Origin of the sequence: Pleionea sp. CnH1-48 (genome assembly GCF_024124665.1) — a bacterium.
Lineage (GTDB): Bacteria > Pseudomonadota > Gammaproteobacteria > Enterobacterales > Kangiellaceae > JAMXSB01.
The window spans coordinates 1-22,682 of sequence record NZ_JAMXSB010000014.1; the positions used below are offsets into that span (position 1 = coordinate 1).

Annotated in this window: 20 protein-coding genes; 15 read left to right on the forward strand and 5 right to left on the reverse strand. The window is 43.5% G+C overall.

Going from position 1 to position 22,682, the window contains the following annotated elements; translation table 11 throughout:
* The 4 genes from NH399_RS19745 to NH399_RS19760 form a co-directional block, all read left to right on the forward strand.
* The coding region (locus NH399_RS19745; protein WP_253042919.1) for a hypothetical protein at positions 1–958 on the forward strand (958 nt) is incomplete at its 5' end.
* A 97-nt stretch (positions 959–1,055) separates the two neighbouring features.
* On the forward strand, positions 1,056–3,827 hold the full coding sequence (locus NH399_RS19750) for a hypothetical protein (protein WP_253042920.1): 2,772 nt from the start codon (positions 1,056–1,058) through the stop codon (positions 3,825–3,827).
* A 292-nt stretch (positions 3,828–4,119) separates the two neighbouring features.
* The gene (locus NH399_RS19755) at positions 4,120–4,662 is read left to right on the forward strand and encodes a gamma carbonic anhydrase family protein (protein ID WP_253042921.1); all 543 of its coding nucleotides are present in this window, start codon (positions 4,120–4,122) and stop codon (positions 4,660–4,662) included.
* Between the two features lie 68 nt (positions 4,663–4,730).
* A complete protein-coding gene (locus tag NH399_RS19760) occupies positions 4,731–5,909 on the forward strand; it encodes a methyl-accepting chemotaxis protein (RefSeq protein WP_253042922.1) in 1,179 nt (392 codons plus the stop codon).
* Here the strand turns inward: NH399_RS19760 and aroE are convergent.
* Positions 5,901–6,890 carry a shikimate dehydrogenase gene (gene aroE, locus NH399_RS19765; RefSeq protein ID WP_253042923.1) on the reverse strand — a complete coding sequence of 330 codons (990 nt, stop codon included), beginning with the start codon at positions 6,888–6,890 and terminating at the stop codon, positions 5,901–5,903. The genes NH399_RS19760 and aroE overlap by 9 nt on opposite strands.
* A gap of 120 nt (positions 6,891–7,010) precedes the next feature.
* Here aroE and NH399_RS19770 point away from each other — a divergent pair, with 120 nt between their 5' ends.
* Positions 7,011–7,373 (forward strand): DUF3192 domain-containing protein, encoded by a 363-nt coding sequence (locus tag NH399_RS19770; RefSeq protein ID WP_253042924.1) that lies wholly within the window; start codon positions 7,011–7,013, stop codon positions 7,371–7,373.
* Between the two features lie 42 nt (positions 7,374–7,415).
* On the opposite strand, the gene NH399_RS19775 is transcribed toward NH399_RS19770, so the two are convergent.
* Together NH399_RS19775 and NH399_RS19785 are read right to left on the reverse strand one after the other, a co-directional pair.
* Positions 7,416–8,375: an esterase-like activity of phytase family protein gene (locus tag NH399_RS19775; RefSeq protein WP_253042925.1), complete on the reverse strand. Its 960-nt coding sequence runs from the start codon at positions 8,373–8,375 to the stop codon at positions 7,416–7,418.
* Positions 8,376–8,553: 178 nt separating this feature from the next.
* Positions 8,554–10,485, reverse strand: coding sequence for a S8 family serine peptidase (locus tag NH399_RS19785; RefSeq protein ID WP_371876104.1), 1,932 nt, complete (start codon positions 10,483–10,485; stop codon positions 8,554–8,556).
* Positions 10,486–10,821: 336 nt separating this feature from the next.
* On the opposite strand from NH399_RS19785, the gene NH399_RS19790 reads away from it, so the two are divergent.
* On the forward strand, positions 10,822–11,343 hold the full coding sequence (locus tag NH399_RS19790; protein WP_253042926.1) for a 3'-5' exoribonuclease: 522 nt from the start codon (positions 10,822–10,824) through the stop codon (positions 11,341–11,343).
* A 29-nt stretch (positions 11,344–11,372) separates the two neighbouring features.
* On the opposite strand, the gene NH399_RS19795 is transcribed toward NH399_RS19790, so the two are convergent.
* Positions 11,373–11,753 (reverse strand): hypothetical protein, encoded by a 381-nt coding sequence (locus NH399_RS19795; RefSeq protein WP_253042927.1) that lies wholly within the window; start codon positions 11,751–11,753, stop codon positions 11,373–11,375.
* Between the two features lie 121 nt (positions 11,754–11,874).
* Between NH399_RS19795 and NH399_RS19800 the strand changes: the two genes are divergently transcribed.
* The 4 genes from NH399_RS19800 to NH399_RS19815 all read left to right on the forward strand — a co-directional run bounded on the left by NH399_RS19800 (position 11,875) and on the right by NH399_RS19815 (position 16,466).
* Positions 11,875–12,771, forward strand: a complete 897-nt coding sequence (locus NH399_RS19800) for an AraC family transcriptional regulator (protein WP_253042928.1) — start codon at positions 11,875–11,877, stop codon at positions 12,769–12,771.
* A 128-nt stretch (positions 12,772–12,899) separates the two neighbouring features.
* A complete protein-coding gene (locus NH399_RS19805) occupies positions 12,900–13,634 on the forward strand; it encodes a hypothetical protein (protein ID WP_253042929.1) in 735 nt (244 codons plus the stop codon).
* A 349-nt stretch (positions 13,635–13,983) separates the two neighbouring features.
* A complete protein-coding gene (locus NH399_RS19810; protein ID WP_253042930.1) occupies positions 13,984–14,589 on the forward strand; it encodes a PEP-CTERM sorting domain-containing protein in 606 nt (201 codons plus the stop codon).
* Positions 14,590–14,762: 173 nt separating this feature from the next.
* Positions 14,763–16,466 (forward strand): hypothetical protein, encoded by a 1,704-nt coding sequence (locus NH399_RS19815; protein WP_253042931.1) that lies wholly within the window; start codon positions 14,763–14,765, stop codon positions 16,464–16,466.
* A 39-nt stretch (positions 16,467–16,505) separates the two neighbouring features.
* Here NH399_RS19815 and rsmD read toward each other — a convergent pair whose 3' ends face one another.
* Entirely contained in the window at positions 16,506–17,126 is a 621-nt protein-coding gene (gene rsmD, locus NH399_RS19820; RefSeq protein ID WP_253042932.1) for a 16S rRNA (guanine(966)-N(2))-methyltransferase RsmD, read from the reverse strand.
* A gap of 70 nt (positions 17,127–17,196) precedes the next feature.
* On the opposite strand from rsmD, the gene ftsY reads away from it, so the two are divergent.
* The 5 genes from ftsY (at position 17,197) to NH399_RS19845 (ending at position 22,576) form a co-directional block, all read left to right on the forward strand.
* A complete protein-coding gene (gene ftsY / locus NH399_RS19825; RefSeq protein ID WP_253042933.1) occupies positions 17,197–18,507 on the forward strand; it encodes a signal recognition particle-docking protein FtsY in 1,311 nt (436 codons plus the stop codon).
* A gap of 112 nt (positions 18,508–18,619) precedes the next feature.
* Positions 18,620–19,288 (forward strand): cell division ATP-binding protein FtsE, encoded by a 669-nt coding sequence (ftsE, locus tag NH399_RS19830; protein ID WP_253042934.1) that lies wholly within the window; start codon positions 18,620–18,622, stop codon positions 19,286–19,288.
* Positions 19,285–20,259, forward strand: a complete 975-nt coding sequence (gene ftsX, locus NH399_RS19835) for a permease-like cell division protein FtsX (protein ID WP_253042935.1) — start codon at positions 19,285–19,287, stop codon at positions 20,257–20,259. The genes ftsE and ftsX overlap by 4 nt, the downstream gene beginning before the upstream one ends.
* 318 nt (positions 20,260–20,577) lie before the next feature.
* Positions 20,578–21,435 (forward strand): RNA polymerase sigma factor RpoH, encoded by an 858-nt coding sequence (gene rpoH / locus NH399_RS19840; protein ID WP_253042936.1) that lies wholly within the window; start codon positions 20,578–20,580, stop codon positions 21,433–21,435.
* 307 nt (positions 21,436–21,742) lie between these two features.
* Positions 21,743–22,576 (forward strand): ABC transporter substrate-binding protein, encoded by an 834-nt coding sequence (locus NH399_RS19845; RefSeq protein WP_253042937.1) that lies wholly within the window; start codon positions 21,743–21,745, stop codon positions 22,574–22,576.
* The last annotated feature ends 106 nt before the right edge of the window (positions 22,577–22,682 follow it).

Sequence of the window (22,682 nt, forward strand, 5' to 3'; positions counted from 1 at the left end):
TGCTGATGCTGATGCTGATGCTGATGCTGATGCTGATGCTGATGCTGATGCTGATGCTGATGCTGATGCTGATGCTGATGCTGATGCTGATGCTGATGCTGATGCTGATGCTGATGCTGATGCTGATAACAGCGTACCCTCCACAACATCAGAATCACAAGTATTATCCGACAATAAATCGCACTCCCCCCAGACAGAAATAAAACCAACAACACAACCTGTGTCGTTTGCATCAGAACTTAAACGAGGCTTGGCTATAACACTCGATCAACTACAATCAGGTATCACCGGCTGGAAACACCGTGATGTGCCTGTTTTTGTTTATGGCGTTGATGTGAAGGAATGCGAAGATGATGAACTAAGAGAGAATTTTCGCCATCGCATACATCTTACGACTTGTTGTACAGCATTGGAGTCATCCACTCAATCAGCCTGGGCGGGTACCAATCTGGCTCAAATAGAACTACCGAATCAAACCTCTGAACTGAGTGTCTGCGAGTTTTGCTTATCTAAGCTCAACTACCAAGGTTTTAACCTGGAGCCAGCTGATATTGCAACAAACTTTAACTTTGATGAATTTGTCCAATGTTATGATTCGCATTATTTCCCAACACCCAACTCGAGCGAAGAGAAAGACGCACTAACAACACTTCGCAATCGCTACCTGGAGTGGAAAGAAAATAATCCGCAGACTTCTCTGACCTGGGAGCAAATGCGTCAACACATCGATCCGAGTTGGCATGGGTTACTTTATTATTTTCAACAGCATGAATTATCCCTACCCGAAATCTACTACTCAGTCCCCACAGTAGATGGCGAAAGCTACAGCGCAATAATCGCCTGGCCAGAACTTAAACGCATTATTGTTGCCGATTACGAAGCCGAGCAGACGGCGGTTAACAAAGACGACTGGGAAGTTTGGACTTATAGCCAGGTGATGAGCAGTTTGTCTGCATAAACAGACTGCCCACCGAGCGCACACTTGCGCTATAAATCTCTTTCTTTGATATCAAATCCATATATAATCAGAGCATAATTTATACAAGGTGTGCTCTATGCGTTTATTGTGTGTTTGGTTGTTATGCTTTTTAGCGGTTATTGTTAACAATGTCTGGGCCTTCGATCCTTCCTTAAATTGGCAAACCCTTAGCAGTGCTCACTTTAAAATACACTACAGTGATGATCAGGAAGCCCTGGCCAAACGCACTGCCCGCCTGGCAGAAGCAATACACAATAAATTAAGTAAAGAAATCAACTGGCAACCCGAACAAAAAACCCATCTGATATTAACGGATCACACCGATCTTGCGAACGGTTACGCAACCTTCTTCCCTTTTAACCGTTCAGCTCTGTTTGTACATCCACCCAGCGCAGGCGCAATGGATTTTAACTCCTGGTTAGAAACCTTAATTCGCCACGAATACACTCATATTCTGCATCTGGACAAGAGCCACGGCCCAACAGAAAACCTGAAAACCGTATTAGGTCGATTTGCTTTTCTGTTTCCTAATAGCTACCAGCCATCCTGGTTAGTTGAGGGTTTCGCAACTTATCACGAAACGGATGCAACCCTGCATCGAGGTCGTGGTCAAAGCACTCTATTTGCCATGATGATGAGAGCCGAGCTCAAGCATGGGTTTAAATCGGTAGCAGAAGTTAATATGGCAAGTAGCAGTTGGCCACTCAATGCTCGCTATCTTTATGGTTATTACTTCTTCGAATTTTTAAGTGTGACTTATGGTAAAGATAAAGTGCAGTCACTTATCGAGAACTACAGTAATAACTTTATTCCTTTTATGTTAAACACCAGCTTTGAGCAAAACTTTGGCAAAGATCTCAATGCGTTGTGGAAAGACTTCGAAAGTTATTTGCGCAACAAACTCATGACCGTCAACGCACAACACTCTATCGAAGCGCTAACCGATGATGGCTTCTTTAAATCTGACTTTGCCATGAATGATGATGGTGAGCTGTTTATTGTTAAAAATGACGGTGTCCATCAAGCCGCTTTGATTAAACGCTCAAATAATGGTGACGAACAGCATCTGGTGGATATCAATATCTTCGCGAATATCGATCATCATCCCATCCAAGGTCTATTGATTGCTCAGCCCGAGTATTGCGATGAGTTTCGCCTTAATTACGATCTCTATCACTACAATGAACAAACTCATGACTTTACTCGCTTAACACGCTGCGCTCGTTATACTGAAGGTGTCTGGAGCAGCGATGGCGACTACATTATTGCACTCAAAGCAGAAAATGGGATCTTTCAGATTGATCGACTTTCGACAACAGGCCTTGTTGCAGAAACCCTATGGAAAGGCCAACAGGATGTCATCGTTTCTCACCTCACTTTGTCGAAAGATAACAAGACTCTGGCGGCATCGGTTCAGCGCTCAGGGCACCCTCGGGCTAACATTGAGTTATTCTCGATGGATACACGACAATGGCAGCGGCTACTAGCAGACAATGCTCACCAATGGCATCCAGATTTTATTGCCAATGATACTGCCATTCGTTTTAGTTCTGATCGTGATGGATCTTTTAATAGTTATCGCTGGGATCTAACAGAGCAGCAATTAACTCAGGAATCGACCAGCACCCAGGGTTTATTCAAAACACTCGCCCATGAAGGTAAGCACTTCTCTATTGGGTACACCCATAAAGGCTATGAAATATTCTCCTATCAGCCGACGGCTCAACCCATCGAGCTACAAACAGAATCTCGCTGGCATATCCCACCGCTGGTCACTCCAACCGAAGAAATAGACTTTACTATCACGCCTTATTCATCCTGGGACAGCCTGGCGCCTAAATGGTGGTTTCCCTTTGTTGTTGGTGATGGCGAGACGCTGGAAGTAGGGGCCCAAACCAGCGGCCAGGACGCGCTCGAAAATCACTTCTACTTCGCAGCGGTAAGCTTCGATGTGGAGCGTCTGTTCCCCAACTTATTTGCCAATTATTGGTTCAATCATCAGTGGGAATTTAGTATTCGTAATACCTTCGATGTAGATCCCGGCCCCAATATCGACTTCTTTGAGCGAGAACGAAAAGCCAAACTGGGTTATCACATTCCCTGGACCTTTGTGAATCATCAATGGGATCTGGAATTTGCAGTATCTGCTGAACATTCATCTTTTGGTCGTTGGTTCAATGACCAGGCTTTCTATGATGCTAAATTTAAAAACACCCTGGGCGGTATCGTATTGAGCTATAACTCCGCCCAATACTTTGCCCGCTCAATCAGCGCCAACGATGGTCGCAGCTTACGCCTGAGCCTTGCCAGCAGCGATATTTTTGATAGCAGCTTTTATGGCAAATCAGCGGTACTCGACTGGCGTGAATATATTCAACTGGTGGATGAGCATGCGCTGGCTCTGCGCTTTGTCGCCGCCAGCGCAGAGCGGGGCAGCCAGATATTTGAAATGGGCGGTAATTTTAGCGACTCCTATTTTCAGGTCTCACCCGGCATCATTCAATACAGCTATGCACTGCGAGGATACGAAGAAAACCTCTCGGCACTCAGAGGACGTCATTTACGATTAACCACGGCCGAATGGCGCTTGCCCATCAAACATATAGAACGCACTGCCATGGTACCGCCCATAGGGATAGAGGAACTCTCTGCTTCGGTGTTTTATGATCGTGGACGGGTTTTTGGTGGGGCAGGTGACAATACGTTTAGTAGCGCGGGTGTTGAACTGCACGCCCAACTAAGATTGTTTTACTTTTTGCCCATAACACTTCGGCTCGGCTACGCTGATGGTCATGATGACCAGCTAGGACAACAAGAAACTTATCTGAGTTTTGGTACCAGCTTCTAAGCCAAGGATACCCGTCACTTTTTAGACTTCTGTGGGAGACCGCATCCACCCACAGAAGCCGTTTAATGCGCCTAAGCCCAAAGGCTCTATCTAGAGGCAAAAAATCAATATGGACTCCTATCTGCCAAGTTTCGCCATGACGATTTTTTAATCACAGATTTTTGAGCTAAGATCCAGACATCAGGCCCTGGATAGCTTGTGGAAAACTTAACAAGCTGCTTGCTGTTTTGCAGCAAACCATTACAATTCAGCCACTAATAATAAAATACAAGTCAACATATAGAGGATTATCATGGCCGTACGCGCTTTTGGTGACATAAATCCAGAGTTAGGGCAGCGAGTATTTGTCGACCCTACCGCATTGGTAGTGGGTGCTGTATCCCTTGGTGACGACAGCTCGGTATGGCCGATGGCAGTGATTCGAGGGGACGTCCATTCCATTAAAATTGGCGCCAGAACCAGTATTCAGGATGGTGCAGTTTGTCATGTGACTCACGCTAGCCATTACAATCCTGACGGGCACGATCTGGTTATTGGTAGTGATGTGACCGTCGGCCATAAAGCGATGCTCCATGGTTGCCGAATCGAAGACAGAGTATTAATTGGTATGGGCTCTGTGGTTATGGACGATGTACATATTCACTCTCACGTTGTCTTGGGTGCTAATAGTGTTGTTCCACCAGGACGAGAACTGGAAGGTGGATTTTTATGGGTTGGCTCGCCAGCGCGCAAAATTCGCGAACTCACTGATGAAGAAATCGCATTTTTTGAATATTCAGCAGCGAACTACGTAAAACTCAAAGACCAATATCTTATCCCTCCGAAACAAAATTAGACTCCTCCTCTCTGCTTTTTCTATTCTGGGCTACACTTAGGTTCATAGCGTTCTTTTACTAGTAGCCCATGGAATCCAAATCATTTGATATAAAACCCATTCTTGTCAGTATTTGTGCTCTGGGAGTTTTGGCTGCGGTTTTATTTGAGATGAAGTGGATGGCTATCGCCTTTGTTATTGCACTGTTAGTAGCCGTTGCTTTTAGTTTAAAGAAATCAACCACACCAACACCGGAAGTGCCAGTAATCATGCCAGACACCCAGAACAACTCGGATGATTTAGAAGCATTAGAGCAGATCGTTAGTTTTAACGAAAATGAGCTTGCGCTTATCAACGAGCGTTTAGAACAAGCAAGTGAAATAATAGACAATGCTGGCAGCCAATTGTCAGGTAGCTTCACCGGGCTTCACGGTTCCTCAATGTCACAACAGCAGTTATTGTCGGAACTGATATCAGAGATCTCGAAATTGACCGAATCGGTGAATGTAGAACATCTGGAGTTAAATAACTACGGTGACACCATCCGCCATTTATTCTCCACTATGGCACAATCCATCGACGAAGCGCGTAAAGTGGGCGACGATATCAATCGTAAGTTTTCCGTTGTCATGTCTAACCTCGACAAAGTGAACTCACTGCTCAATGACATCAATGGCATTACCGAACAAACCAACTTGCTCGCACTTAACGCAGCCATCGAGGCAGCAAGAGCAGGTGAGGTTGGACGCGGCTTTGCCGTGGTAGCCGATGAGGTACGAGCCCTGTCACGTAATACTCAGGAATTCAGTAACAACATCGCCATACAGATCAAAGATATGAGCACATCGCTTGCCGATATCGATAAGCATGTCGAAAAGATATCAAAAATGGACGAGCATACGGCTCATGACGCCAGCAACAAAATCGAGAGTTTATGGCAAGAAGTCACCGAAACAATTAATATCGCACAAGACAAAAGTAATCACGTGAATGAGCTGGTCGAAAATATTAAGAATCACATTAACGAAGGCATTACCTCATTGCAATTTGAAGATATGTTGCAACAACTGCTCGCCTATCTAAGACAACGGGTATCTGAGATGACGGATTTTGCATCACAATCTCGCAGCATATTAATAGATAACCGAGAGCAAGAGTCCATAAAAAGCTTTCGCGAATTACTCAACAAAAAAACGCAAGAACTTCAGGGTATGCGCTCAGCCGTCAACCAAAAATCAATGGACTCGGGTGACGTTGATCTATTCTGACGGGATCGTGAGTGTCTGAGTATCTGGCATTTTTCCATGCCAGCAGAAAAAAGAGAGAGCCGCCTGCTCAACCAACATTCCCCAACCATCATAACTTGCCAGGCACCCTTTGTTTTGGCAATAGCTCAAAAAAGCCTCCGCTCGTTGACCGTAGCTTATGTCATAAACACATACAGAAGACCAATCACTTAAGTTCAATTTTTCTAACCACACCTCGCCTTGCGACGACATAGTATTGATAACCAGATCAATCGAAGACAAGGCGTCTTGTTCTGTATTCAATACCGATAAATTGGAGTACTCAGCAAACTGTCGTTTCAACTCCAATGCCTTTGACAGCGTCCTGTTTACCAAAAAAACATCAGCTCCTGCCAGCAATAATTGCGGCAAAATTGAACGCGAAGCTCCACCTGCGCCAAGCACCAGCACCGCTTTTCCTGCTATAGAAATATCCTTATGTTTCAAGTCGTTAATTAAACCAGCCCCATCGGTGGTGTCGCCCAATAACTGTCCTTGCTGAGTCATAGACAGGGTGTTCACCGAACCACAGGCAGCAGCCACATCACTGAGTTGGTCGCAAAGAGCATGAGCAGTTTCTTTGAAGGGTAAGGTGATATTAAGACCAATACCGCCTTGCTCGAAAAATCGACGAACTCTGGTCTCGAAATCCTCGGGCGTTGCAAGAATCTTTTGATAGTCGAGCGATAGCCCGCATTGCTTAGCAAAAGACTGATGAATAACTGGTGAGCGACTGTGCTCGATAGGATTACCAACGACGGCACAGGTTTGTTTTTTGATATCGGTCATGGCTGAAAAAATATGAACAGTAGGATTCTGTTCAGTGTATCTCGGCAACTTTCCCTTGTCATTAAGCTTGGATTCACCTGAAGCAGGTATAATAACTAAAGCTTCTGTAGTAGCGGAGCCATTAGCCAGTATTCGAACAAGTGTTATAAATTTTGTTACTTTTCTGATGAACATCGTTGCATTTTTCTCATTATCATATTGGAAAGTGCAACCCATCGACCACTCGAAGGTTTATATGTCGATGGAATTCGAATAACGCATACACCATACCTGACACGGGGGAAGTCAAAGAAAATGATTAAGCAAAGTATCGTTGCCATCATCGCAGTATCAATGTTAAGCGGATGCGTAATCGCCGTAGGCGGTGATCATGACCGCTATTCTGGTGACTGGAAAGAAACCCAAGAAAAAAATCGTCAACTGATCAGCCAATTGCAAATCGGTTCATCCATTGCTCAAGTAAGTGACATACTTGGCGAAGCTGCAGACTCAGAAGGGTTTGAAAAAGACGATGGCCGTTACACCATCTTATATTATCGTACTCAACACCGTCATTCGGATGGTGAAACAACCCGAGACGAAACAACGCCCGTTATTTTTAAAGATGGCAGACTCTTAGGTTGGGGTACGTCTTTACTGCACTCCGTTGCACCTTAAATAGAGTATTAGCCATCGGAAGCTATCCGATGGCTTTTCTTATTATTGAGTAAAAGGATTTTTAAACAGCCATAATGCAGGACGATTATCTTTGGCATTCGACAATCGGCTATCACCATTATTGTCAATAATAATGGCAAGTTGGTTTTCGTTCATTGCTACACCTTCTGCCAATCCATAAATATCTTTATCGTATCCCCATTCTATAGAACGAGATATTTTTTCAAATGAGAAACAACGCTCTTTAGTCAGCTCAGGCCATTTCCTCTCACATATTTGATATTCATTTCTCTCTAGCGTATATAATTTTTTATCGCGAAAATACAGACCAGTAAAATCAACATTAACACCTTGTTCTGTTTTTATTCCTTTCGAATCTACAGTTATCTGAGAATCGCTTTCTGAATCAATTTGAATAAAAGCTCTTGGCTGGCGTTCTGCAACAACAAGTAATGAATCATCTGTTATCGTGATCCCTTCAAGGTAAGCGTTGTTATAAGCAAACAATCCCTTCTCAACGCCTTGTTGATATAAGTTTTTTGCAATCCACTGATAAGTTCCATCTTGCGCAACTTTTAACACCGAAAAATAATACTCGCTCGCCAAATAAATATTGCCTTCTTGATCGCAAGAAATACCTTCCCAATCAAAGCCACCAGTAATACCAAAGAGTTCAGCAAAGAATCGCTGTACCTGCATAAGAAATGGAAAGTCAGATGATGGAGGTTCAGGAACATCGGCTAAGGTTTTATACACCTTAGTATTAACGGCAGGGGAATCTTTCTGGATAGCTAGCTCGAAAACAACACGGCTGTGTTTATCTGAGACAAATAGCCAACGTTCATTGCAATAAGTTAAACCCGAAGGCTCTAGATTGTCGACACCATCAATAGCATACCCGCTAATCCATTCTAGTTCTGGAGTCGTTGCTTTGATAGGCGCAATAAAAAAGATAAGTAAGATAGATAAAAATATAACAGCGCTATACTGACGGGCAGACACAATGAGTTCCTTCACATGACCAATTTAATTGGCGGCATCATACCACGACAAAACATTGGGTTGGAAGAAAGCCCAGAAACAAGAAAGCGATTGAGCGGACCATTTACTGGGGGTGCAATGATTCACTCAACCACTTTCAAAACTATCTGGAGTGCAAAGCTATTACACTCCCTATCGATTACTGGTGCTTACCAGAAAGCGATAAACCATAGAAGGTACGATAAGCTCGAAGACCGATGTACCATTTTCCAGCTTGTGGATTACGGATAGTACAGGCTTCGTTATTACCATTTTTATAAGGGCGACAAGCGTAGCGGTTTGTGCCTGGAACCTGGCCATGATTTAGATACAGATCCGCATCACCATAACCACCAGTAATGTTAACATTTAGCTCAGATGTACCAGCAGGAACATCAATCACATAATATAACCACTGACCACGACTTGCATATAAGTTGCTATCGGTAAATTCGCCACCAGCATTACCGCCACCATTTGACTCATCATAAGATACTTTTAAGTTAGCACCAGAGAAAGCCGCATAGCCACGCAACATGATTTGATAGCGTCCAGTGTTTGGCTGATCGATAACACAAGTTTCGTTGTTGCCATTTTTGTAAGGACGGCAGTCGTAGCTAGAAACACTTGGCTTTGCACCCGACTTAACATAAAGGTCAGCATCACCAGAACCACCAGACAACGAAATACTTAAGTTGCTAGCACCTGCAGGAACATCAACGTAATAGTGAAGCTCTTCGCCTTTTGCCGCTGAGGTAGAAACACTCTGGCCATTAGTTAGCTCATCATCACCAGGCTGGCCACCGCCGCCTCCACCACCATTACCACCAGAACAACCATTCTGATTTAAGTAGTCATAAGCTGATTTCGCTTGCACTAAACCAAAACCATAAGCTTGGTCACGACCATTAGCTCCAAGATCTTGAGCTGTTGCGTTTAATGCCTGACGAATATCTGCATTAGTACAGCTTGGGAAGTGACTCCATACTAATGCCGCTACCGCAGATACGTGAGGTGTTGCCATTGAAGTACCCGACCAGGCCGCGTAACGATTGCCAGGCAATGTTGAATTAACATTAACACCGGGAGCTGCAATTTCTACCTGTGAATTTTTCTGCGAGAAGTTGGCGACATTTTTATTTCGATCAATAGCAGCAACAGACATAACCATGTCGTATGAAGCAGGAAAAGAAAACGCATCATTACCACTTGCTGTTCCATCATTACCAGAGGCAGCAATTAATAAAACACCATTGTCGTATGCATCTTGGAACGCTGCTCTTTCTGAAGAACTTTGTCCACCACCGCCTAAGCTCATGCTAATGACTTTTGCGCCAGAGTTAATACACTGCTCTACAGCAACGGCCATATCAGAGCCATAAGCCCAGTTTCCACTATCGTTAAATACTTTTACGATATGCAAACCAACTTGGTCACTAGGATTTACACCAACAACACCAACGCCGTTATTACCAATAGCAGCAATGGTTCCTGCAACGTGAGTACCATGACCATGGCCGTCGTTATACCAGTCTCCAGTGTCATAACCTGTACCAGTGTTATCACTACCACTGATGTTAGAACCATTGTATGGACGCAAATCTTCGTGGTTGCGATCATAACCTGTATCAGTAATACAAACTTTTACCGATGCAGTATTCGCATCACTGACTTTGTCACCTTGAACCATTCCAATACCATAAGGTACCGATTCAGCTTGAGGAGAAATACTAGAATTAACCAATGGCTCAGGATAATGACGCAATGGATCTTTTTCGATTGACTCAATCACACCAGAGCTTTCTAAGTTTTTCATTTGCTCTGCTGTCAGGATAGCAGCAACAGCATTGCCACGAACAAGAGTCTGTTTAACTTTACCGCCGATGGATGCAATACGTGATTTATTTTTTTGCGCTCTTTGTGCTCGCTCGTATTTGCTCATCATTTTTGTAGAAGTTGCGTTGCCATCCCAACCTTCTTTAAATTTTACTACGTAACGCTCGGGCTGATTAGCCGAAGCAGCACATGCAGTAATCACGAGTGATGAAACGATCGCTTTTTTAAAATGATGACGTAGAGTATTTTTATGCACGCTATTTCTCCTGAATATTTATTATCATCTATTGATAGATAATGTCCTTAAGAGACTTCTAACATCGACGACAAACCAGACTAGAAAACTCTCAATTCGAGTAATGGCAGGCAGACTAAAGTTAAAATAATTTTTTTATTGGAAGCAATTCACATTTTTATCGACAAATTTATTTTCTTTTTTGTTCGCGTTTGTAATTTGATAACCCGGTCTCAAATGAATAAATAATTTGCCTGCGCTAATAAATATTCGTAACGGAATAAAACTTTGTGTAAAATTCACATTATCAAATAACCTATTTTTTGAATGGACTTTAACAAGGAGCAACTAGCCCTTATGACTATTTTTGTAGTGGATGTAGAAAGCGACGGCCCTATTCCAGGTGATTACTCTATGATTTCTTTTGGTGCTGTTGTATTAGATGAATCACTGGAACATACTTTTTATGGTCGTATGAAACCCATCAGTGATCAATGGATTCCTGAGGCACTCGCTGTTTCTGGATTTAATCGCCAAGAAACACTCGAATTTCCAACACCAGAAAAAACTATGAACGAGTTCACACAATGGATTGCCGAACATGCTCGTTCACGACCACTGTTTTTTAGTGACAATAATGGTTTCGACTGGCAGTTTATCAATTGGTACTTTATTCATTTTACGGGTAGCAATCCTTTTGGTTTTAGTTCAACCAATATAGGGTCGTTATATAAAGGCATGGTGGGAGATATGTTTAAAAACTTTAAACATTTAAGAAAAACCAAACACACGCATCATCCCGTAGATGATGCAAAAGGAAATGCCGAAGCATTACTGTATATGAAAAAAGAAATGGGTTTAAAAATCAGTTTGAAGTAAAGCGGCTCTCACCGCTTTACTTTATAAAGTTACTTAATCACATCCAGATCATACCAAGGAGTGGGATTAATAGGGCAACGAAAACGTACACCGTCCTTGGTGATCGTTACTTTGGAGACTCGTTGCTCACCTGGCTCTAGAGGAAACATATCTAAAGTTTCTTGAGACTTAAAATTCTGTATCTGAAAACCGACCAATTTATCGGACTTGTTGGTTACGACAAACTCGTACTTACCAGGCTTTAGGCCTGCAACCGTTTCATGAGCCGAAAAATAACCGCTGTACTCATCCAGATGAATAACTGTTACGCCATCCGCTCGGGTTTTAGGCGTTCCGGCGTGGGTAATAGAGGATAAGGTAACTGCCAGCAAGACCAGACCAATAACACTTAACTGTCGAAATATTTTCATGTTTAACTCCTAATTCACCAAAGGGGGATTGATTAATCACATACAGGAGTTACTATAAACTTTTAAAAAATACGAGCTATGCCTATTAGTATCGATTTATTAGCAGATCGTCCAAACCATTATGAAAGAAGACGCTTTAAGTAATATTTTACGAGGTTTACGCTTAACCGCCGAAATCTACCTTCATACCGACTTTTGCGGAACCTGGGCGGTCGACACATCAGGGCAGCGTCAGGTGCCTTTTCATCTGATTAACTCAGGTCAAGCCTGGCTCCATCAACCAGATCAGAAACCAATACCACTTAGCAGCGGCGATCTGGTGGTGTTTCCACACGACTCACCTCATACTCTGTCAAACTCAGCGGTCGAGCCTGACAAAGCACTCGTTAATCAACTTACCGACAATGCTCAGGACTTACCAACCACCAATATGGTTTGCGGCTTCTTTGATTTCAACAGCAGTCAATCGTGGCCCTTACTCGATTCTTTGGACAATACCATTCTGTTGTCATTACAAGACACTCGCAAAATAAGTAACACCATGATTCTGATGAATTTACTGATCAGCGAGTTAGAAAATCAGCAGCAGGGTAGTGGTGTTGTGGTGGATGAACTGGCCTATGTTTTGTTTATTCACATACTGCGCAGCCAAATAGAGAAGGGCATCAATCAGGGTCTACTGGCAGCCTTGTTTGATCCCAAAATAGGAATAGCACTGAATAAAATACATCAGCAACCGTCAACCAGCTGGACGCTGGAACGGCTAGCCCAAGAAATAGCAATGAGCCGATCTGCCTTTGCCGATAAATTTAAACATCTGGTCGGAAAGACCCCTATGCGTTACCTCGCAGAGTGGCGCATGCGGCAAGCATCTGAACTTTTAATGTCCAGCGATCTTAATGTTGCGCTAATTGCAGAGGAATGTGGTTATCAGTCAGAAGTCGCGTTTCGTAAAGCATTTAAGAGCATCATAGGTCAAACACCAGGCCAATTTCGCAGCACTTTGCTTAAGGAATAAACGCCCAAAAAACATAATCTCAACAAGAGGTTATATTTAGCAAAAATTGACATGCTCTTGCTAAAAGCTTGGTTTATACTTAGCGCCCAATGAAGGACACTCTCTATTTCTGCAAGAAGGAATTTGCTATGCAGCAGCGTATCTTGGTATTGCTTATCAGTCTGGGCTTATTACAAGCCTGCACCCAACCTTTGCCTTCTAATAAACATCATTATGCAGGCCATTGGAAAAACCATCAGACCTCTCTGCAGATTTCTACCGAGGGGAGGTTAAACTACCAATCGACAAAAGCGCAGCAAGAATATTCTGGCTCAGTTGATCAACTGACCGACAAAGCTATTAAAGTAAGCCACTGGTTTTCTAAGCAGTCACTCATTGTTAATGAGCCTCCTTATTTGGAAGATGGCTACTGGACAATGATCATTAATGGAGAAAAGGTATTTCGTACTGATGAGCAAGGCGAGTTACCTAAGCCAACGCAAGTCCCTCCTATTGCCAGATTACAAGCATTATCAACCAGTCAGTTACATCAACTTGCCAATGCCATCACCCAGATGGATTACAAAGATTATCTTGATCAGATGTCAGATGACTACAAAAACCAGTTTACAGAACAACAACTTATCGAGCTTTATCGCCCCTTTTCTGAGCGCAATATCGACATTAGCCAATATATGATTGGAGACATACAGCTGGTCGAAGAACCGAATCTGAACGAAGAAGGCGTACTGACCATAAAGGGAAAGTTTGATAACAACGACACGCCTTTATCACTCAAATACGATGTTTCCTTTATCTATTATCATCCCCACTGGAAGTCTCTGGGTATGAACATCGTAATTAATGCAGAAGAAAGTATTTAAGACGCTTTAGCGAGCTTTATATAACACTTTTGTGTCAAAATGTTTTACAAAAAACCATCTCATAAATAGGTCTTCTCGGGAAAAATCTCCAAACCGCGATATCAATCTTAAATATTTGAACCACTTTCAATAGTGATAGTATAAAAAACCACCTCAAAATCTCATTTTGATAAAATCGTACAAAATATTGTCATCGAAATTTACAAAGGCTCATAATCTCAGGCAGCTGTCAACAAAATTATATTTCAACTCACTGATTTAAAACGGTAATTTTCACACTGGCACATCTCCTGCTTAGATAAGAATTGTATTTATACAGAATCCTTCACATTTAATAGGAGATGGGGTAATGAGTAAGCTTTGGAATCGCTTTATAAAATCCGCAGGACTGGTTGCATTATTGGCATTATCAAACTCTGCATTTTCAACTGTTTTAAGCTTTGATGACATCACAGGAAACACAGGTTTCACCAACCTAAATGGCACTAACTACGGACAGCTGAACTGGAGCAGCGACTGGTATATCTTACATACACCAACCTATACTCCTTCTGGTTATCAGACTGGTACCGTTTCTGGTGACTATGTTGCTCTTAATGGTTTTGCTAGTGACGTAGAAATTTCAGACGGTCTGTTTGATTTTGTTGGCGCTTACTTCACAGCGGCTTGGAACGACGGCCTGCAAATCGAAATTACCGGTTTCTTAAATGGTAGCCAGGTTAACCAACAAACCATTACTGTTGATACTTCTGGTCCAACTTGGTTCAACCTTAACTTCACAGGTATCGACTCTTTGTCTTTCCAATCTTTTGGTGGCGTACAGAACAATAACCTGAATGGTTCTGGTACTCACTTCGCAATGGATAACTTCACCTACAATGTACCAACTCCAGGTTCATTAGCACTATTTGCTCTAGGTGGTTTATTCCTGGTAGCGCGTCGTCGCATGTCTTAATCTAAAAAACTGCTCGACCAAAAGCCTGCTTTATGCAGGCTTTTTTATTGCTTTCTTTTTCTCTTCATTTCAATAAGTTATTCATCTCAATATAGATCTATAGTTATGCAATAAGTTGCATACAATTAATCCTCATTTTTTGTGTGAAACACAACTCTATTGCGAGGCTCAGCATGTATCCATCCATATCCCTGCTTATGAGGATATTCCTACTTGGCATCATCAGTATATTTTCAGTTTTCACCTACGCCACAAGCTTTGAAGAACGGCGACAACTCTTTATAGAACACGCACTGGATAATCCCAATGGCGACAGTTTGGTCATCGCCGCGCAGGCAGGCTTACCCCTGAATCAGCAGCATTTACAAGCATTGCTGAATGATCTGGATACCATCGAGTTATCGGATTTTCGCTTAATCAAACTGATACGTATCTTGAACTACACCCGAGACTACGACGCCCAGATATTACCCATTATGTCACGCTTTCCTTATTGGCTGACTCGCGGCGAAGACACCCGTGTTTATTGGTCAGAAAATCACATGATTATGTGGATGTCATCATCTTGGTTGATGTATGAAAGAGAAGGCTGGTCCATTGAAGCCAATTTACGACAACGCTTAGTACATTACTTAAAACTTAAAGTTGAATACGGCTACTACGAGTTTTTCTCGTCGGTGTACTTTCCTTACACCATGAGCGGCTTATTGAATCTGGCAGATTTCGCAGAAGATCCTGAGATCAAAATGCTGGCCACTCAGGCAGTGAAGCGACTGCTTAAAGAGGTGCTTATGGCAACCAATGATCAAGGTGCCTTTTTTCCCGCGGCAGGGCGCAATAAAACAAATAAATACACCAGTGCGTACGGTGCTAACCACAATAAAATTATTTATCTGCTTACCGGAATGGGTCATCCCGCTACGACAGCGTCAACAGGAAGCGGCATACTCGCTACCACAGAAGTAGATATGAATGACGTGCTTAATTCATGGCAACCCCAAGTTAACACTCAACTAATAATGGGGCATTCGTTCGGGCAATTCGATGCTCTATTGGCCCCGCTACCTAAACAGGATAAATACATTTTTCAATGGAGCGCAGGAGGCTACTTTCATCCTGATGTTGCCGAAGATACTTTATGGATGCTCAAGGAATATGACCTATGGGACCATAAAAACTTTGATGAGTTTCCAGGCTTCTCTGGTTTTCCTGGCTGGATCGCCAAAGCAGGCGCCAAAGTTCTTGCATCCATCACTCGCAGCTCTGTATTAACAGGCGCCAAGGTTCATATCTATAAAAACCAATCGAGCATGTTGTCATCAGTGCAAGATTATTGGAGCGGTCGTTTAGGCCATCAGCAATGGCCGTGGGCAGCAACAACTGGAACCATTGCTGTATGGACACAATCAGGAGCAGTAAAAAGTGACTGGCATCAACGCAGCTCATCGAATGTTAATACCCACCTTCCTTATATCAAACAAAACGAAAACGTCGCTTTGATCATGTACAAAGCTAACAATGACTTAAGCCTGTTTGGTTTTAATGACCAGGACGTTTCACTCTATTGGCCCACAGAACGCTTTGATGAAACACGAGCCCATGATCATTGGGTACTAGGTAGAGAGGGGGATAGTTATGTAGCTGTCAGACGTCATTGCAAAGATACTCAACAATCCATTATGGCCTGCGCCATCGACGGACAGACATGGGCAGTTGTTGTGGGCAACCAATCTACTCACGGCAGCTTTGATCAGTTTGAAGCGGTTATTCGAGCAGCTCAATATTCGCAAAAATGGAAATGGAATTGGCGACAATGGCGCTATGAATACTCTGGCAGCATTAAAGTCGATGGAAAATCCCTAGCCAAAACCTGGTAAACCCTAGCAAAGAGGCTGGAGTTCCCTATAAGGCAGGGCTTAAGCCTCTTCTCCCTCTGTTGGCAATTGTGTCACTTCCAACAGATAAAACTCGAGCCCACCCACCTGTTTCTCTTTTGTTAACTCCCAGTTATCAGGAAAAGAAACGGGATCCGAATGTCGCTCTCGCTCCACATAAATCTGTGTGCCTTGCTGCACAAATCGGGAATTATTAATCAGTACCAGAATGTTATCGAGGTACTCCTGGTAAAAAGGCGGATCGATAAAAATGATGTTGTAAGGCTGTTCGTTCTTTTTCGCCACAACCTCGGCACTGGTATTGAATACACGTGCATTCGAAAATTCCAGCTCGCGCAAGTTATTATGGATGTTATCTGATGCCTTACGGTTCTTTTCGACAAAGACAACTTCTTTGGCACCACGCGACAAGGCTTCAATACCTAAGGCTGCACTGCCAGCAAAGAGGTCAAGACAACGTGCACCTTCAATATCGTACATCAACCAGTTAAATAGAGTTTCGCGCACTCGATCCAGAGTAGGTCGCAGACCTGCTGATTCCATAAACTTGATGCGTCGGCCTTTCCAGCGCCCACCAATAATTCGAACTTGGCCAACACGGCCACTTCCACTTTTAGAAGGCTTTCTCGTTGATTGGTGCATTAGGTCTCTACTGCTTTGGTTGCGAAAATGGTACGATAGCGGCCAGTTTTTTACTGAATGCTTTAGCTCTATGTCAGATAGTAACGATTCTAACACAAAGAAAAAGTCCGGTGGCCTGTTTGGCTGGTTTCGACGCGATAAAAAACCAAAAGCCAAGCCTGAAGCCGAGAAAGAGATAGCACCCGAAACAGAAGCCTCCCAAGCCGAGGCAGAAGAGGTAGCACCTGAACCAGAAATTGCAGAGCCAGAGGTGCAAGAAACAACCGTTATTGAGCCTGAAGTTGCTCCAGAGTCTGAGCCTGCTCCAACCCCAGAGGTTGAAACAGTTCAGCAAGAAGATGAAGCGGAATCGACAGAAGTTGCTGAAACGGAAATAGCAGAAGAAGTTGTTGAGGTTGGTGACTCCCCTACAGAGAAGCCAGAAGAAGTTCAGCAGAAGCCAGGTCAGAGCCAGGGCTTTTTTGCCCGCTTAAAATCAGGACTCACTAAAACCCGCTCTAACTTAGCCGAGGGTTTAGCCAGTTTAGTTTTAGGCAAAAAACAAATCGACGATGAATTACTGGAAGACATCGAGACTCAGCTGCTGACTGCCGATCTGGGTGTAGAAGCCACTTCTGCCATCATTGAAGAATTGACTCAGCAAACCGCTCGTAATGAACTAAAAGATTCAGAAGCCTTAATGCAGCGACTCAAGCAATTGCTTCAAGAAATGGTCGAGCCTGTTGCCCAGCCGCTGACTTTTTCTCGAGACGAGCATAGCCCCTATGTCATCTTGATGGTGGGCGTTAATGGCGTTGGCAAAACAACCACCATAGGTAAGCTTGCCAAGCATTTGAAACAGCAGGGTTTGTCGGTCATGCTTGCTGCAGGTGATACCTTCCGCGCTGCTGCTGTTGAACAGCTACAGGTCTGGGGTTCACGTAATGATATTCATGTGGTCGCCCAACACGAAGGTGCTGACAGTGCATCGGTGATCTACGATGCCTTAGCATCCGCTAAATCTAAAAATGTAGATGTATTGATTGCTGATACCGCAGGACGCCTACATACCAAAAGTAACTTGATGGATGAGCTGACTAAAGTTAAACGCGTGATGGGCAAAATCGATCCAACCGCGCCACATGAAGTCATGTTGGTCGTCGATGCAGGAACCGGGCAAAACGCTCTTAATCAGGCGGAACAATTTGATAAAGCCGTAGGTCTCACAGGTATTACTCTGACAAAACTGGATGGAACGGCAAAGGGCGGTGTTATTTTTGCGCTGGCCAGAAAATTCAATATCCCCATTCGCTTTATCGGCGTTGGTGAAGGCCTTGATGATCTAAGACCATTTTTTGCAGATGAATTTATTGAGGCTTTATTTTCTCAAGAAAGTGAGTAGTCGCCAACACCAAAGTCTAGACAAAATGAGTACAATCAAGGCAATCACTTAACCAATTAATGGACCAGTTAATGATTCTGGTCCTTCATAATAACAAGATAAAACGGTTTACATGATTCAATTTAACGGGGTTTACAAGCGCTATCCTAACGGCCATGAAGCGCTCAAAAATGTGAATTTCACTCTAGATAACGGTGAAATGGCCTTTCTGACAGGGCATTCTGGGGCAGGAAAAAGCACCCTGTTAAAACTGATCTGTGTGATGGAGAAATCAACCACAGGCCAGGTTCTAATCGACAATGTGAATGTCAGTCGTGTGGGTCGCCGCAAAATTCCTCATATCCGCCGCAATATCGGCATGATCTTTCAGGATCACCGTTTACTTTTTGATCGCACCGTATTCGACAATGTCGCGCTCCCACTTATTATTGCAGGCTACCCTCACAAAGAAATCGGCCGCCGAGTGCGAGCGGCTCTTGATAAGGTTGGCTTGCTATCAAAAGAAAAACTGCATCCGATCATGTTGTCGGGAGGGGAACAACAACGAGTGGGTATCGCTCGAGCCGTTGTTAACAAACCACCATTACTGCTAGCCGATGAGCCAACAGGAAACCTGGACCCGGAGCTATCCGCCGAGATCATGGGGTTGTTTGAACAATTCAATCAGGTGGGTGTTAGCGTACTGATTGCATCTCACGATTTGGGTCTTATTGCGCGCTTACCTTATCGCGTTTTAACGCTTAAAGAAGGCAGTATCATTCGAGATGGAGCGGACGCATGAGCAAACCAGCAGAAAAAGGCGCCCACTTTTCATCGGGTAGTACACTCTCTTCACGTCTAAAAATGACCTTACGCCAACATGTGCAAGAATGCCGTGGCGGCTTGCGCGAAATTGGGCGCACACCTTTATCAAGCCTGATGACTGTTGCGGTACTGGCCATAGCACTCGCTTTGCCCGGCGTGTTCCATATATTTCTTAAGAACGCGCAAAGTGTCTATCAGAACTGGGATCAAGCCACCCAGATCACGCTTTATCTTAAAGACTCGACAACGGCCAAAGCATCCACCGATCTCGCGGACAGTTTGCGTAATCACGCCAATATCGCGGAAGTTCGCTTTATTGGCAAAGAGCAAGGACTGTCGGATTTTATGCAGTGGTCAGGTTTTGGTGATGCTTTAAACCACCTGGAAGATAACCCACTGCCCGATGTGCTGGTTATCACGCCCACTCAAAGCCACAGCACTCCAGAAAAAGCCGAAGCACTGTCATTAGAGCTAGAAGTACACCCAGAAGTAGACATTGCTAAAGTGGACATTCAATGGCTACGACGACTCTACGCCATTATGAACATCGCCGAAAAAGCCGTGTTTGCTCTCGGTGCGTTATTAAGTTTGGCGGTACTGCTCATCGTCGGCAACACTATTCGCCTGGCCATCCAAAGCAAGCGAGAAGAAATCCAAATCATTAAGTTGGTGGGTGCCACCGATGCCTTTATTCGCCGCCCATTCCTTTATAACGGGATCTGGTACGGCATCTTTGCTGGTTTGCTGGCCCTCATTATGGTCAACGGCAGCGTTTATTGGCTTAGCGATCCGGTACGACAGCTTGCAGGACACTATAACAGCCAGTTTGAGTTGAACGGGCTATCCGCTATAGACGTGCTTAAATTACTTGGTATCAGCACCGCGTTGGGCTTTGTTGGCTCCTGGTTATCGGTTGGTCGTCATATTCGAGAAATCGAGCCACGCTAAACGGGCGCGGCTCCCCAACAATCCTCCGGTCCAGCGCATATAATCATTCTTGAGTAGTGCGACTACCTGATTTCCTTATAAAAAATCCCAAAATGGTATGAAATCACCAGAAGTGTAAAATCTTGTTTCAGTAGGCTTGAATTGAGCAACTTTCGGCACAAAAATGTGACCAAGATAACGGATAAACTATTGAAACTTTTCAGCACTCTGGCACTCTATAGTGGTGAGTGCTAAAAATTAGCACTGGTGAAAGATCAATGCTAGAATTGGCGCTGTGAGTTGATTAAGCTCAGGACGAGCGTTGTATTAGGAGAACCAATGAGTAACCCATTATTATCAAACAGCATGGCTCTTGCAGTCCCTCAGGGGAGTATTGAAGCTTATGTTCAAGCCGTTAATGCCGTATCGGTACTGAGTGCCGAAGAAGAAAACACGCTAGCACGCCGTTTTCAGGAGCAGGGCGACCTCGATGCAGCTCGTCAGCTGGTGCTATCTCATTTGCGTTTTGTTGTTCATATTGCTCGTAGCTACAACGGTTATGGTCTACCGCAAGCCGACTTGATTCAAGAAGGCAACGTAGGCTTGATGAAAGCAGTTAAGCGTTTTAATCCTGATGTAGGTGTACGCTTGGTTTCTTTTGCCGTTCATTGGATTAAAGCCGAAATTCACGAATTTGTATTACGCAACTGGCGTATTGTTAAAGTAGCCACCACCAAAGCTCAGCGTAAATTGTTTTTCAACTTACGAGGTGCCAAACAACGTTTAGGCTGGTTTACTAACGATGAAGTCGAAGCCGTTGCAAAAGATTTAGGCGTTAGCACTGAAGAAGTGCGACGTATGGAAGGTCGATTGAATGCTCGCGATGCAGCATTTGACGCACCGAATGATGACGATGATTCTGCTGCCTTTGCACCAGCACAGTATCTAGAAGATACGTCAGCTGATCCGGCATTAGTCTTAGAGCAAGACAACTGGCAAAACCATCACGAAGCCAAATTGTTGAGAGCCTTAGAAGCTCTAGACGAGCGCAGTCGAGACATTCTTCAATGCCGCTGGTTAGACGATAATAAAACCACATTGCAAGAGTTAGCCGATAAATATCAAGTATCTGCTGAACGTATTCGACAGCTAGAAAAAAATGCTATCAAAAAGTTAAAAGAAGCCATCGTTGGCTAAAGTTAACAACTAAAAAAAGCGTCTATCCAGGCGCTTTTTTTATATCTAAACATTCGAATATCTCAAATCAGCTAATAAGTTGTTACCAAAATAAACACTCTCTAATAACCTACCTCTAATAGCTATATCAATTTGAACTACACTTAAACAATAGTGTTATCTTTTCGCGCCGACAAAGAAAAGCACTGCTGTATTCGCCTTATGTTTATTCACATAAACACGCTGCTTCCGAATGGCTTTTCTTAACATCGGTTAATATTTTTATTTCGTAGTCATTATATTAGGTATCGCCCGGAGGAAATTGACTATGTCCAGATCAGCAATCTTGCTGCTTAGTGTTCTTATCTTCTTGCTGACAGCCTGCAACAGTGAAGCACCACAACAAAAGCAGCAGCCCACTCAATCTAAACCTGCAGCAGCAAGCGTCGAAAAAGCTCCTAAGGTCGACTGTACTCTCAACATGGGCTGGGATCCTTGGGAGCCCTACATGTATTTAAGCCCTGATGACTCGGTGAGTGGTTTAGATATAGAAATAGTCAGAGCTCTTGCCAACAAAGCGGGTTGCGATGTTAAGTTTATTCAAGATGACTGGATGAGTTTATTACAGCAACTTTCTCTGGGTAATATCGATTTGGTCGCAGGTGCATCGGTTACAGAAAAGCGTAAAGAGTATGCTTTATTCTCAGCCCCTTACCGCCAAGAAGAGTTTGCGCTTTATATCCGCAATGGAGAAGGTGAAAAATTTGCAGGTAACTTAAGCTCCATTTTATCCAGCGGCAAAAAAATTGGTATCACAACAGACTACATCTATGGAGAGGAGGTCAATAACTTTCAGGATGATCCCAAGTACGCTGAGCAATTTATCGATGCGGCAGTAGGTGAGGTGAATTATTATAATTTGCTTCAACACAATATTGATGCATTTTTAGAAGATCCTTTTGTTGCTACCTATAACATAAAGCGCAAAGGCATCGTTAAACAAATTGAGCCCCTTGAGCTGAAAATTCATAGTGGCGATGTTCACTTAATGTTTAGTATTAAATCCGTTGATCACAGAGTGGTTGAACGTTTTAACGAGGCGTTAGCATCCATTAAACAAGATGGCTCTTATCAAGCAATACTGAACAAATATTCTATGTAACTTAAGCCCCGGCTTTGCCGGGCCTTTTATTCCTACATTACAACTTTTGCAAACTTCCATTTGTCGGTGCGCTTTGGTACTTTGTTATCATTCCAGGTGCCAAATA

What these genes read in the sequence shown, in the direction of transcription:
- NH399_RS19750 (WP_253042920.1), top strand. Translation starts at nt 1,056, where the DNA reads ATGCGTTTATTGTGTGTTTGGTTGTTATGCTTTTTAGCGGTTATTGTT.
- NH399_RS19755 (WP_253042921.1), top strand. Translation starts at nt 4,120, where the DNA reads ATGGCCGTACGCGCTTTTGGTGACATAAATCCAGAGTTAGGGCAGCGA.
- NH399_RS19760 (WP_253042922.1), top strand. Translation starts at nt 4,731, where the DNA reads ATGGAATCCAAATCATTTGATATAAAACCCATTCTTGTCAGTATTTGT.
- aroE (WP_253042923.1), bottom strand. Translation starts at nt 6,890, where the DNA reads ATGTTCATCAGAAAAGTAACAAAATTTATAACACTTGTTCGAATACTG.
- NH399_RS19770 (WP_253042924.1), top strand. Translation starts at nt 7,011, where the DNA reads ATGATTAAGCAAAGTATCGTTGCCATCATCGCAGTATCAATGTTAAGC.
- NH399_RS19790 (WP_253042926.1), top strand. Translation starts at nt 10,822, where the DNA reads ATGACTATTTTTGTAGTGGATGTAGAAAGCGACGGCCCTATTCCAGGT.
- NH399_RS19795 (WP_253042927.1), bottom strand. Translation starts at nt 11,753, where the DNA reads ATGAAAATATTTCGACAGTTAAGTGTTATTGGTCTGGTCTTGCTGGCA.
- NH399_RS19800 (WP_253042928.1), top strand. Translation starts at nt 11,875, where the DNA reads ATGAAAGAAGACGCTTTAAGTAATATTTTACGAGGTTTACGCTTAACC.
- NH399_RS19805 (WP_253042929.1), top strand. Translation starts at nt 12,900, where the DNA reads ATGCAGCAGCGTATCTTGGTATTGCTTATCAGTCTGGGCTTATTACAA.
- NH399_RS19810 (WP_253042930.1), top strand. Translation starts at nt 13,984, where the DNA reads ATGAGTAAGCTTTGGAATCGCTTTATAAAATCCGCAGGACTGGTTGCA.
- NH399_RS19815 (WP_253042931.1), top strand. Translation starts at nt 14,763, where the DNA reads ATGTATCCATCCATATCCCTGCTTATGAGGATATTCCTACTTGGCATC.
- rsmD (WP_253042932.1), bottom strand. Translation starts at nt 17,126, where the DNA reads ATGCACCAATCAACGAGAAAGCCTTCTAAAAGTGGAAGTGGCCGTGTT.
- ftsY (WP_253042933.1), top strand. Translation starts at nt 17,197, where the DNA reads ATGTCAGATAGTAACGATTCTAACACAAAGAAAAAGTCCGGTGGCCTG.
- ftsE (WP_253042934.1), top strand. Translation starts at nt 18,620, where the DNA reads ATGATTCAATTTAACGGGGTTTACAAGCGCTATCCTAACGGCCATGAA.
- ftsX (WP_253042935.1), top strand. Translation starts at nt 19,285, where the DNA reads ATGAGCAAACCAGCAGAAAAAGGCGCCCACTTTTCATCGGGTAGTACA.
- rpoH (WP_253042936.1), top strand. Translation starts at nt 20,578, where the DNA reads ATGAGTAACCCATTATTATCAAACAGCATGGCTCTTGCAGTCCCTCAG.
- NH399_RS19845 (WP_253042937.1), top strand. Translation starts at nt 21,743, where the DNA reads ATGTCCAGATCAGCAATCTTGCTGCTTAGTGTTCTTATCTTCTTGCTG.